The sequence below is a fragment of the Aquibacillus sediminis genome (assembly GCF_005870085.1).
GTDB lineage: Bacteria > Bacillota > Bacilli > Bacillales > Amphibacillaceae > Aquibacillus_E > Aquibacillus_E sediminis.
In genome coordinates this window covers 368208-380972 of record NZ_SZNM01000001.1, presented here as the reverse complement: position 1 = coordinate 380972, position 12765 = coordinate 368208, and the positions used below count along the sequence as shown (strand labels likewise).

At 35.8% G+C, this 12765-nt stretch carries 10 protein-coding genes, 1 tRNA gene and 2 pseudogenes; 11 read left to right on the top strand and 2 right to left on the bottom strand.

The features are described 5' to 3' along the window. Window positions 1-263 precede the first annotated feature (263 nt). The 4 genes from FCI53_RS01830 (at window position 264) to FCI53_RS01810 (ending at window position 4564) form a co-directional block, all read left to right on the top strand. Window positions 264-1118, top strand: coding sequence for a tyrosine-type recombinase/integrase (locus FCI53_RS01830; RefSeq protein WP_138415228.1), 855 nt, complete (start codon window positions 264-266; stop codon window positions 1116-1118). A 19-nt stretch (window positions 1119-1137) separates the two neighbouring features. After that, window positions 1138-2253 carry a tyrosine-type recombinase/integrase gene (locus FCI53_RS01825; protein WP_171038028.1) on the top strand — a complete coding sequence of 372 codons (1116 nt, stop codon included), beginning with the start codon at window positions 1138-1140 and terminating at the stop codon, window positions 2251-2253. After that, window positions 2234-3151, top strand: a complete 918-nt coding sequence (locus tag FCI53_RS01820) for a tyrosine-type recombinase/integrase (protein ID WP_138415224.1) — start codon at window positions 2234-2236, stop codon at window positions 3149-3151. The genes FCI53_RS01825 and FCI53_RS01820 overlap by 20 nt, the downstream gene beginning before the upstream one ends. Window positions 3152-3406: 255 nt before the next feature. Beyond that, window positions 3407-4564 carry a tyrosine-type recombinase/integrase gene (locus FCI53_RS01810; RefSeq protein ID WP_138415223.1) on the top strand — a complete coding sequence of 386 codons (1158 nt, stop codon included), beginning with the start codon at window positions 3407-3409 and terminating at the stop codon, window positions 4562-4564. A 45-nt stretch (window positions 4565-4609) separates the two neighbouring features. Here the strand turns inward: FCI53_RS01810 and FCI53_RS01805 are convergent. Beyond that, window positions 4610-5559 (bottom strand): annotated as a pseudogene (locus FCI53_RS01805) (tyrosine-type recombinase/integrase). Window positions 5560-6065: 506 nt separating this feature from the next. Here FCI53_RS01805 and FCI53_RS01800 point away from each other — a divergent pair. Both FCI53_RS01800 and FCI53_RS01795 read left to right on the top strand, forming a co-directional pair. Further along, window positions 6066-6248 (top strand): helix-turn-helix domain-containing protein, encoded by a 183-nt coding sequence (locus tag FCI53_RS01800; protein WP_138415222.1) that lies wholly within the window; start codon window positions 6066-6068, stop codon window positions 6246-6248. Window positions 6249-6370: 122 nt separating this feature from the next. Next, window positions 6371-7516 carry a tyrosine-type recombinase/integrase gene (locus FCI53_RS01795; RefSeq protein WP_138415221.1) on the top strand — a complete coding sequence of 382 codons (1146 nt, stop codon included), beginning with the start codon at window positions 6371-6373 and terminating at the stop codon, window positions 7514-7516. Between the two features lie 106 nt (window positions 7517-7622). On the opposite strand, the gene FCI53_RS21290 is transcribed toward FCI53_RS01795, so the two are convergent. Further along, window positions 7623-7719: transfer RNA gene (locus tag FCI53_RS21290), tRNA-Sec, on the bottom strand. 210 nt (window positions 7720-7929) lie between these two features. Here FCI53_RS21290 and FCI53_RS01790 point away from each other — a divergent pair. The 5 genes and pseudogenes from FCI53_RS01790 to FCI53_RS01770 all read left to right on the top strand — a co-directional run bounded on the left by FCI53_RS01790 (window position 7930) and on the right by FCI53_RS01770 (window position 12621). Further along, window positions 7930-8082, top strand: coding sequence for a YfhD family protein (locus FCI53_RS01790; protein ID WP_138415220.1), 153 nt, complete (start codon window positions 7930-7932; stop codon window positions 8080-8082). 399 nt (window positions 8083-8481) lie between these two features. Beyond that, entirely contained in the window at window positions 8482-10380 is a 1899-nt protein-coding gene (selB, locus tag FCI53_RS01785) for a selenocysteine-specific translation elongation factor (protein WP_138415219.1), read from the top strand. 119 nt (window positions 10381-10499) lie between these two features. Beyond that, window positions 10500-10691 (top strand): annotated as a pseudogene (locus FCI53_RS21995) (Rdx family protein); the annotation flags it as partial. Window positions 10692-10902: 211 nt separating this feature from the next. Further along, a complete protein-coding gene (gene selA / locus FCI53_RS01775; RefSeq protein ID WP_138415218.1) occupies window positions 10903-12309 on the top strand; it encodes an L-seryl-tRNA(Sec) selenium transferase in 1407 nt (468 codons plus the stop codon). Between the two features lie 99 nt (window positions 12310-12408). Then, complete coding sequence (locus FCI53_RS01770) at window positions 12409-12621, top strand: hypothetical protein (protein ID WP_138415217.1); 213 nt, start codon at window positions 12409-12411, stop codon at window positions 12619-12621. Window positions 12622-12765: the final 144 nt, after the last annotated feature.

The following is a 12765-nucleotide window of genomic DNA, read 5'->3' as shown; positions in this document are numbered from 1 at the left end:
TTTTTCTACTAAAAAAGACACTGAAAATTCCTTTTGATTTTCGCCATTCGCCACTTCAGTTCCTATTTTATCTCGCCACCGACAATGTCATTTCCGAAATGAATGCCATCTAATATGGCTGCTAACACAATTATCTTGACAAATCTAATGCAGTTGAATTTAACCACCAAACTAAAGTTGTTCAAGAGTTGAACCATCCAATTGTAAATTTGTACGTTAAAGATCTTCATAGAAGAAATCGGACAACTTCAAGAATTGAAAAGATGGAACGTCAAATAAAAAATTTTTTTGAGTGGTTACCAACTTTACGTGAGTTTCAAGATAGTTCCATAAATGAAATATCTGTTTGGGAAGTCACAAGTGAACATCTTGTTGAGTATAAAGCCTTTTTAATTAAGCAAAGCAAGTTAGGTGTTTACACAAAGTATAATTGCAAACAACAACTCAAGGATATAAAAACTTTTTTTAAACGTTTATTTGAGCTTAATATTACTAGCGAACAAATAGCATTAAATGTGCGTAATATCCAAGCTAGGGACTATTTCTACCGAAGATTGCCAGGTGATGATGATATAGAAGGGTTTTTCAATGCAATCAAAATCTATTCGGAAGATCCAGATAAAGATACCTTGGCATTCGCTCTAATTTCATTTTTAGGTTATCGTATCATAGAACTTTATCGTATACGTTGGGAAGATATTAATTTCAGTACTAAAACTATTGTAGTTCATTCAAAAGGAGGGAAAAACCATATATTACCCGTTCCTGAACTTGTATATGAAATGCTACTTGAGTTCCCTGTAGAAGATAGAACAGGATTTTTATTTAGAAAAAGTAATGCTGAAAAAGAAAAAAGCTTTACAAGGCGAATTCATAATACCTTCACACTTTATAAAGTTTTATCAGACTGGGACTTAGAAGGAGGACCGCACCTTTTAAGGCATTGGTATATTACAAGCTTAGCACGTAAAAACGTTGAACTTGTAGATGTTAGAACTTTAGCCAGACACGATTCGCTTAAAACTACCTCTAAGTATATTCACTACTACTCATTCGAATTAAAAGAGGCAATTAATAAAATTGATTATGAAGTAGGTGTGAATTATGAGCGCACCTAGAAAGAAATCCAAAAAGGCATTGTTTGATGAGAAATTAAGTGAACTAATTGGTGAGTTTGGACAAGCCATGTTTGAAAAGGAAGTATTAAAAAAGAATATTGTTAAAGAAACAAAAAAGGAAAAACCAAAAAAAATTTTAACATTTGAGGAGGCTGAAAATCTATTCTTCACTTCATCAACCTCATACTATGCAGATAAGCGAGAGGAAACACAAAGAGGGTATCGTAGTGAAATGAGATCTTTTAAGAGCTTTATAGAAAAAGAATTGAATTCAGGAACAAAAGCATTAATTACTGAATTATTCGACAAGGAATTATTGCTAAGATATTTGAAAAATCAGCATAATATTGGTACGAAAAAAAAGAAGAAATCGTTTTTGAGAGCCTTTCTAAAAACGGTTGCTATAGATATTTTAGATAAGAAACAAGTTGATTTCTTGTTAAATAACACACTTAAGACAAAAGAAGATCCAAATAACGTTCCAAAGGCTCTTACATCTAAACAAGTGAACTTTATTTTAGAAGCAGCAAAACAATCAATATCTGCGTTACGAAATTATACGATTATATGGACATTTCTTGGGTCAGGGATAAGAGCCAATGAATTAGCTAATCTTCAAATTGAAGATATCGATTGGGAAGAAAAAGCTATCTATATAATACCAAAGGGACAATCTCAACCTGAAAAGCGTTACATGACTGATGTTTCATTTGATGTTCTCAGTACTTATGTGCATTTTAAATACGCAGATAAAAGAAAACAATTTACAAAATCCAAATACAATGAACTTTTTATTTTTTCTGTTAATGGAAATAAAGCAATTGCTACAAGTACGATTCGGGAAATGCTGAACAGAATTAAGGAGCATGGAAAAAAAGAAAAAGTCTTTCCAGAGGATGCATCTCTATCTCCGCATATATTAAGGCACACGTTCTCTATTTATGCTTATGAAAGTGGTATGGAAATATTCAAAATCAGTAAACTGTTAGGGCATGACAATGTTAACACGACTCAAACCTACCTTAGAATTTCTTCCAACCAAGTAAAGAAAGAATTAGAAAAACACCCATATGCAAAAGTAGAGCTAGATTTCTTAAAAGAAAAGGAGAGTCTTTATGGACAATTTGCTAATTAGTTCCGTGTACTTTAAAAAATTCAAGGAGTTATCAGAATACTCTGATAGGACTATAAAAAGTTATAAATCCCCATTAAAAGAACTAGGGGTTTTCATTAAAGACTACGGTTATAATAGCGAGACACTAGATTTTGATAAATTTTACTACTGTGAAGATGATGGTGAATACGAACCTATTGACCTTGAATTTGTTGATGCCTATGTTGAGTACCTGAAAGAAACGAAACAGACTAAAACTACGATAGGAAATCACTTTTCCGCGGTAAAAAGCTTTTTTCAATTTATAGAAGATATTGATTTAATTTGTGAAAACCCATTTGCAAGATATCCGACATCTTTTCATTACAGAGCTCTAAAAAACAGAGCATTAAGTAGAGAAGAAAGTGATAGGTTGCTCAAGGCTGCTGCACTACTAGATCCATTTTTACTTCAATACTTTGTTTTAATACTGTTGCAGTTTACGTGTGGCTTAAGATCCAAGGAATTATGCTCACTCAAACTTTCTCAGATTAATTTCGACTTGAATATTATTGTAATTGATAACGGTCAGAAAACGTATGCTAGTTCTGTGAGAATGACACCTGCTTTAAAAAAATATTTGCAAGTGTATGTTAATCATCCCTACTTTTTAGATTGGTTAGGAGGTACGATGAATAAGGAACTATTTTTTTCAAAGAAAAAACCACTAACAAATACAAAATTGAACAAGATAATAAGTGAAATTGCTTCCAAAGCCGATATTAACAGAAAAGTAACGTCACATGACCTAAGAGCAACAATGGCTTATTTAATGGATCAAAATGGGTTTTCTATACCTGCCATCCAAAGGCAGATGAGACATAAAAAGTCGTCCACAACTCTAATTTATTTGCCGATGAAAAATAGGCTTTATACCTAACTGGTGGATTGTAATAGTGACTTAGAAGCATTAACAAGCCTATAATTATTTTAAAAAATTAAATATACCATCTTTATGGAAAAATTAATTACTTTTTGTTTCTATAACGAATCTATGATGGTATAATAAAAATATAAAATATTAGATGAAATCGCAGGAAGCACCTGGATTTTTAGGAATTAACGTAGGTATTTATACCTATCATTAGCCTAATTATTCTGGTGCTTCTTTTTTTATTGTATTGGAGGAGAAAAAATGGAAAAAGAAATGGACCTTAACATCAAATTACCGATCGAAAAAAGAGCCAAACCAGATTGGACGATCCGGATTGCTCTTGAGGAAATGAAGGAATACCGTAATTGGAGTGAAAATACATATAAAGGGTATCAAAGGGATGTAGATGCCTTTGAAGATTTTAGCTTCAAAGAAGGGTTTGATCCAACCCTGCAAAATATTTTCATCCACCATGTGGATAAATGGATCAAAAAATCATACGACGAAAAGATAGCATACAAAACAATAAAACGGCGAATCGCTTCATTGAAAAGTGTTTTAAAATTTTATCAAGCAATGGGAATAATTCAAAGCAATCCATTTCAAGCAGTCGTTTTACCAACGGGAGAAGTAGGTCAGCATTCACGAGCAATGGAACTGGATGAAATTGTAGATGTATATAAAGCAATTCAACATCTAAAAGAGGAAGAAGGTAAAGATGTAGGAGTAACTTTACGCGTCTTATTTAATACTGGCCTCCGAGGGCATGCATTAGCTTCAATTAAAGTGAAAGATGTTTGGCTTGATAAAGAACTCATTTACTATGACGCAGGGATCGTCAATGATAAACACGTTATTCAATTTTTCCCAATTCCTCCTCGTCTTTTAGAGGAGATTAAGCACCATATTCGATACTATGACCTTCAGCCAGAGGATCAATTGTTACATGGATTGGCTGGATTACCAATACGTAGGAAGCAAATAAACCGATTAACGGATCGAATCAATAAAGTACTTGGGTGGGTCGGAGCCAAACATGTTACACCGCATGGCTATCGTTCATCGATTGCTACGATCTTAGATGAACGTGAGATGGATATTGATAACATCAAGTATCTATTAGGTCACTCCATTACTAAGGAAAATATTAACTATTATCTACGCAGGGATCAACGAAAAATTCGCGCGTTACGAAGTGAACTTACATCTATCGAAAATGAAATTTACTCAACACTCGAAAAACGCCGTCAAGGGGAAATAGAGGATCAACAAGTGGTTTTAGAAGAAGATACTATCCCTAGTCAAGATGAGGAGCAGAAAAACGAACAAGTTCCTTTATCTTATTTCATTCAACTAACCAAGACAAATCCAGCGTTAGCCAATCAACTTGCGGAAATGAATCTTGTTGCATCAAAATAAAGACACAGAAAGCTACCCAAATTGGAGGTAGCTTTCTGTCCTAGTTTATTCGAAACGGAACGAATCGATCGCTCGTTTTTTCGAATCAAAATCAATATGAGTGTACACTTGCGTTGTTGCAAGCGACTCATGGCCTAATAATTCTTGCAGTGTTTTAAGATCGACTTTTTCTTTAGTATTGTTAGAAACATGCCCAACTTCATCTTTAGTTTCCATTTTGATTTGCTGCAACAATAACGTTGCAAACGTATGCCGCAAATGGTGCAAGGTGAAACGCTGTGGGGGAAGGCCAGCATTTTTTAATACCTTCTTAAAGACGTAACCAACCCCTCGTGGATTAAAGGGTTTCCCTTGGGCATTCAAAAAGATCCGTTCAGTAGGATGTGTTTGATAAGCCTGTAAGGAATCCTTATAGGCCTTCAGTAACGGAATAACCATGGAATGGAGGGGGAGGAGGCGTTCCTTTTCCCTTTCCCCAAAATTAATATGGTTTCATTATAAAAATCAAGTTGCTGCCATGTTAAATGGACTAATTCCGATTTTCGCATCCCGGTTGTTGCCATGAGTTTAAATAGGGCCTCATTGCGAAGGGAGAGGGGTCCATTATCGTTTTCCAAGGAGGAAAAGAGTTGTTTTAATTCTTCCAAATTCATATAAACTGGAAGTTTAGAATCGCTTTTCGGGGCTTTAATTCCTGCCATAAAGTCCTCATCAATGAATTTTTCCTTCAAACAAAATGTACAAAAGGATTTTAAACTTGAAATTCTACGTTGTAAGGTCCGGGGACTAACAAACGTTTTCGTACGCTGATACTGAATGAATCGTCGAATAATGGTTGGATTAAGTTCTTGGAGCATTGTTGAACGCTTATGAACGGTCAAAAAGCGCAACAATGCGTGCAAATCCGATTCATAACCAGTAAGCGTATGTTCAGAATAATTTTGTTCGACTTCCAGATACAGTAAAAATTCGTCAAATGCTTGTTGTAATTCCATGTGAGTGACCTCCAAATTGATTAATTATTTGGACGACCCTGTAAATTATATCCCAAACATGTAAGTTATCTGAACGGTCTTGAAACTTATCAAGACGACACAGAATATTATTGTTAAGTTGAAACGCATAACTTAACAATAATGATTATTATAGGAACTTGACGATTTTGGCGAAAATTCCATTTTGTCTCACTATCACAAGTTTTCTAGCCTAATGAGACATAACTTATTTGGAATGATCTAACTGCCGATAATATATATCATCTGAACATCTTTATTTGTACCAACAAAGTAAAATAACAAATTAACTGAGTGAAAAAAAGTATCCGTACGTATTGTTGCAATGCGTTAATTAACCTTTTATACTATAATTAGGCTGAAAAATTAAATATTCTTTAAAACAAATGCATTTTAGCGCCAGAAGAACTGGGCAAATGGATTAGTGGTCCCCACTAATCCGTTTGCCCTTTTTTATTTGTCTATTTTAAATCTTAGGGGGAAAAGGAATGAAGAAATTAGATGACTTAAAAGATGTACTTACAGTAAAAGAAATTGCAGAATTTTTATGTATAGGTAGGGGACAAGCTTATGAGTTAGTTCATTCTGGAGTATTTCATACAGTAAGAGTAGGAAGTAGAATTTTAATTCCAAAAAAACCCTTCTTGGCATGGTTTGAAGGAAAAAACTAAATTTCTGAAGTTGATTGGACACTATACTGACCGGTTTTTAGTTTAAAGTACAAATTCAACTTGCATACTAAGTAATAGTCGAGTTTGGTGTCCAGTCCATATAAAAGGAGGAGTAATACAAAGTGACTGGTCACGTTAGATGGGATAAAGAAACAAAATCATGGATGTACACGATTGAAATTGGGCGAGGCGGTAATAGAAAGCGCCGAGTTAAAAAGAATTTCAAAAAACAAAGAGAAGCTAAAGAAGCGATGAATTTAGCTGTGGCTGAACTTCAACAAACAGAATCTGTTGTAGATCATGATATAACTTTGGGAGAATATTTGGATTATTGGCTGAGAAATTATGCCAAGACCAACACAGCTCCTAATACCTATAAGGGCTATGAAAAAATAGTTAGAGTTCATATAAAGCCGAGCTTAGGAAAGACAAAATTAGCAGAATTAAAAACGAAATATGTCCAAGAATATTACACGGAAAAATTAGGTTTACATGAATTTGCTGATGAGGAAGATACCGTTTTGTCCGCACAGACGGTAAAGCACCATCATCGATTGTTAACAAAAGCTTTAAATGATGCCATTGACTGGGAGTTTATAAGCAAGAACGTAGCAACCAAGGCTAAACCACCAAAGCCTGAAAGATACAAAATTATAACTTACTCAGTTGACGAACTAAATAAGCTTTTTGAAAAGGCAAAAGCTAGTAAGGTGCATTACCCAATTATATTTACAGCAACTGAAACAGGTGCACGATTAGGGGAATTAAGAGCAGTAACATGGAATGATATCGATTTGGATAATCGGAGAATCTATATCACAAAGACAGCGTATGATGCTGAAGGTGGCGGTGTAGGAATTAAAGACTTAACAAAGAATGGAAGAGATAGGTATGTAACTATGGGAAAAAGACTAACTGCTTTTCTCAAAGAACATAAAGAAAAATATCTTGAAACCAAAAAAATCTTAGGAAAGTCATTTAATCCTTTAGACTTGGTTTTCAACAACACCAAAGGAAATTACTTTGATCCCAGAGAATTGCTAAAGTCTTTAAAAAAAGCGTATAGAAGAGCCGGACTTAAAGTTGGACGATTTCATGATTTGCGGCATTCTCACGCAACGTTACTATTACAGAAAAATGTACATCCAAAAGTTGTGAGTGAACGTTTAGGACATTCAAAAATTGGTATTACAGTAGATCTTTACAGCCATGTAGTTCCTTCATTGCAGGATGGTGCCGTAGAAGTTTTTGATGACATGTTTGATTAAAAATGAGGTTTCGGCACCTATTCGGCACCTTAAAGGAATATGGAGTTTATTGTTCAATAAACCATCTTATATAGTCAAGCTCTTGAAATGTTGATATATAAGGTTTTGGCGGGACTGTGTGAGAATCGAACTCACCGGAGACGGCACGCGCCTCCCTCAGGGTTTTGAAGACCCAGGGGGACACCAGTCACCCATCCAACCCCACATAAACAATTTTGTCGTCTGTGAGAATTAGTATAAGTGATGGGAAGGACATAATCAATGTAAAAGTTCCTTAAGTTGAAGTTAACTGTAACAAACTTTAGATATATGTTGGGAAAAATAGGTATATATTTTTTTTGCCATTATCACATGAGTTGCTTGTTTTCCATTCATACTAAAAAAGAAAACTATAACAATGGAGTGGATATAAAATGGGTAGAGATGAGCACAGACATCGTAAAAATAAATCAAAATTACCACAAACACCAAAAAATCAAAAAGATAGTACTGGTGTTGATATAGACATGTCTAAAAACCCAAAAGTACAGTTTGGGATTGCTGACGATGAAACGGAAGGCAAATAAGAATAGGGCGGCAAGTAGTTGTGATGACAACAACTACTTGTCGTTCTTTGTATTTGAATTATACAAATTCACTAGCAGTTGGTAACTGTTTTCACTTATTTGGCACGTCCGGCTTTAGGCTTAAGCGCTGCTTGCCTACAGAAATGTAGATAGTTCGATGGTGCCACAGGACGTGGTGATATTAGTTTAACATCCTCAGTATAAAACTATCTATTCAATCTGTTCTTAAGATAGTTTCCTTTATCGCCTAAGATTTTAATGGATCATCGAACCGCCCGTTCCTAAGGGAAGTTTATCAAACCCTAGCGTTAATGCCTCTATTCTATGCGCTATACTTGAATTGTCTTTATTATTAGGCTTACATTAAAAGTATCAGTTATAAGGAAAGCGGGTTAGCAAATGGAGGAAACTTATTATACTATTGGCATGGCGGGGCATATTGATCATGGTAAAACAACACTTACCAAAGCGTTAACAGGTATGGATACAGACCGTTTGAAACATGAAAAAGAACGAAAAATCTCAATTGAATTGGGGTATGCTCAACTTGAGGACCACGATGGATCACGCATCTCAATTGTTGATGTTCCTGGCCATGAACGATTTATTCGGCAAATGATTGCTGGTGTTGCCGGTATTGACCTTGTTGTCTTAGTGGTTGCTGCTGATGAGGGTGTGATGCCACAGACGAAGGAACACTTGGAAATTTTGAAGTTTCTAGGTATAAAACGTTGCGTGATAGCCGTGACCAAAATAGATCGAGTGGATGCTGAACTGTTAGAGCTAGTGGAATTAGAGATTAACGATACATTACAAGATAGAGATTTTGCTGAGGCTGAAATAGCTTTTGTTGACAGTATATCTTATAAAGGGATAGATGCATTTAAACAACTCCTATTACATGAACTTCAACAAGTAAAAGTGCGGGATCGTTATGGGGCGTTTCGGATGCCAATTGACCAAGTGTTCACCATCCAGGGACAAGGGACCATTGCCCGTGGAACCGTATATGAAGGTCAAATTCAAACAGGTGCCGAGGTAACGATTTTACCTAAAAAGAGGAAAGCTAAAGTACGTACGATGCAAATACATCATCAAAATGTAAGTCACGCATATGCTGGTCAACGAACGGCACTAAATGTAAGTGGGATCAATCGAGACGATTTACAACGTGGCGATGTAATGGTGCTAGCAGATCATTTCCTGGTTACTGGTACCATCGATGTAAGCCTACAATTTGTTGAACATTTACGCGCACCACTTAAGCAGCGGGCACCAGTGAAAATTCATGTTGGCACATCTGAAGTGATGGGGAAGATTATTTATTTTGATCGGAATGTGGTCAAACAAGGAAAACAAGAGGTGATTTGTCAAATTCGCTTAGACGAGGATATTGTTGTTCGACGGGGAGATCGCTTTATTGTAAGAAGACCAACACCGACGGAGACGATTGCTGGTGGATGGATAATCGATCCAAATGGTAAGAAATATAAATTTGGCAGCGACACGATTCAATATTTGCAAAAGAAAAAAGAAGGAACACCAGAAGAATTGGTGTTAGATGAATTAAGACAAAATTCAATAATGGATATGAAACAAATGATGGTTGCTACCTCCATCGATGAATGGAAACTTAAGAAGATTGTTGAGCAGCAGGTGATCCAAGGGGAACTAATCGAATTACCAAGAGAAAAGTACATGCATCGCAATGGTTACATGTACATTAGTGATAAACTTTTAAAGGAATTAGACGGTTATCACCAACAATATCCAATGCGATTAGGGATGAATAAAGCAGAACTGATTCAACCATTGACAGGTAACTATCCAAAAGAAGTGATCGAGTTTATCATTCGTGAACTTAGCGGAATCGAACAAGTCGGTCAATTCATTAAACGAAATACTTTTGAGCCACATTTACCAGCACACTGGAAATCAAGAATGGAAGAATTTATTCATAGATGGAAGCAGGATGGATTGAAGGTGAAAAAGTGGGAGGATTATCTAGGCCAGACCCCATTCACAGAAGAAGATAAGGAAGATTTAAAGGCCTACCTATTATTCACTGAGCAAGCATATCAAATAACGGATGGGTTAGTAATTCACAAGCAAGCATTTGTCCAAGCAATCCAACACTTACGAAACCAAACAGGTACTTCGTTCACGTTACAAGATGCAAAGGAAGCTTGGGGAATTTCTCGCAAATATCTCATTCCTATTTTAGAGAAAACGGATCAATTGAACCTAACGGCAAGAAAGGGTAATGCAAGAATTTGGTTATCTTTAGGCGAAGGATAAACATCAAAAAGGTTTATCCTATTATTGTTTATTATATAATAGAGAAAATAAAAGAAAGGAGGATGGTTATGAGCTTTAATGTGTCAATTGAATTTTGTATGCAGTGAAACTACGCACCAAAAGCCGCAAGTTTTGCGGAACAATTATTTAACCATTACCGCCATGAAATTGCTTCATTGGAGCTGAATCCAAGTTCTGGTGGTGCTTTTGAAGTAAGGGTCAATGGTAAGAAAATTTATTCCAAGCTAGAAACGGGTTCGTACCCAGAAGTTGAGCAGATAATAGAAAAAATTGATCAACAGACATCATGACATGGTCAAATAATAGTCATGTTTTAAAGTGATCATGATTATTATTTCATCCTGGTGCAACCGTCCGTAAAACTCCTGCTTCAACGGACGTTAACACCCAAAATCGTTCAGTTAACACTCAGTGGGGGGAAGGGAAAAACCCTACTGAGTGAAATTTTAATTTATATCATATTAATCCAACGAAATAAAAAAAACAAAGGGAGGGTAGAGTATGAACCAGTGGTTAAGGCAATTGCCACCCGTGCATGAATTTCAAAAAAGTGAACAGTTTAAACGGTTGGTGAAAAATTTTCAAATTGATCCGTCACAAGTTACCAAACAAATCCAGCAAGAAATTGCTCAATTGAGAAGCATGTTGTTGAAGGGTTGTTATAGTCCTAAAGAATTATCTAAGAATGAGTCATTATTTGATTACATTTGGACACAAGTAGAACAAAAAGTAACAGCAATCAAACAAGATCATTTGATACCTGTTATCAATGCAACAGGTACTGTGCTTCATACTAATTTGGGTCGCGCAAGATTAAGTGAGGATGCCATTCAACATATGGTAGAAGTGGCCAGAAACTATTCCAATTTAGAATATAAGATCTCTCAAGGAGAACGAGGATCCAGGCACGAGGTGATCGAACAACAGTTGATCAATGTAACGGGTGCAGAAGCGGCAATGGTTGTGAACAATAATGCAGCAGCAGTGTTTTTAACATTAAGAGCGTTAGCCAAACATAAACAAGTGATCGTTTCACGAGGGCAATTAGTTGAGATCGGAGGATCTTTCCGAATTTCTTCGATTATGGAGGAAAGTGATGCTGAACTAGTAGAAGTTGGGACAACCAATAAAACCCACTTATACGACTATCAACAAGCTATTACAGATGATACAAGTATGATTTTAAAAGTACATACAAGCAATTTTAAAACAATAGGTTTTACAGAAACAGTGGCATCAGAGGAGCTTGTGACACTAAAACAAGACAAGGAACAATTGATTGTTTATGAAGATTTAGGCAGTGGTTCGCTTTATGATTTTCATCAGCAAGGGGTTGGTGATGAACCAGTTGTTCGTGATTTGATCGCAGCAGGAGTTGATCTTGTATCTTTTAGCGGAGATAAATTACTCGGTGGACCACAAGCGGGTATTATTGTTGGTAAAAAGAAGTATATCGATCAATTGAAAAAGCATCAACTGGCACGTGTGCTTCGTGTTGATAAACTCACGTTAGCTGGTTTAGAAAAAACGCTACAAGCTTATTTGTCGAATCAAGAAACAATCAAACAGATACCAACAGTTCGTGATATTTTAAAAACGAAACAAGAAATTCTACAACAAGTTAATAGTTTTGTTAACTCATTCGAGCGATCGACGGTTCCATTTCAATTGGAAGTCATTGAACAACAATCTCAAATAGGGGGAGGAACGATGCCAGCAGTGGAGCTCCCTACTTACGTTGTTGCGCTTAGTCATCATTATGATTCAGCGGAAATCGTAGCAACAAAACTAAGGACGAATCAGCCAGCTGTTATTTCTAGAGTGAAAGATAACCGGGTGTTACTTGATTTTCGAACAATTGATCAGCAAGAGATGAAGGAAGTCGCGGAGGCTTTTAAACGGATATAGCATGGTGCATCTAGAAATGCGAATATAATTGTACTATAATATATCGGTGTATGAAACAAGATACACGGAAGTATTAGGTTGTATGGAAGAGGTGGTATTATGGGATATATCATTCGTTCGATGGCTCTGCCAGTAGATAATTTAGTTGGCATGTTATTATATGCACTCTTATTTATGTTTTTATTTGGGTTGACAACGGTATTAGCTTTGCGCTTAATACCGAATCCGCTTCCGTATATACTTAAAAGTGCAATCGTAGGAACAAGCGTCCTGATCAGTCTACTATTATGGTTGGTGCTGTTTGTTATCTAGAAATAATGTACATAAAAAGCTTTTGAATATGGTAGTAGTTAATGACTTCATAGTAACCCATGTATGGAGTCTATTTTTAATTTTAAGGGCGATTTTGTTAGTTTTTGAACTTGATAGAAACTCGGACGTAGGTCTAGACAAAAC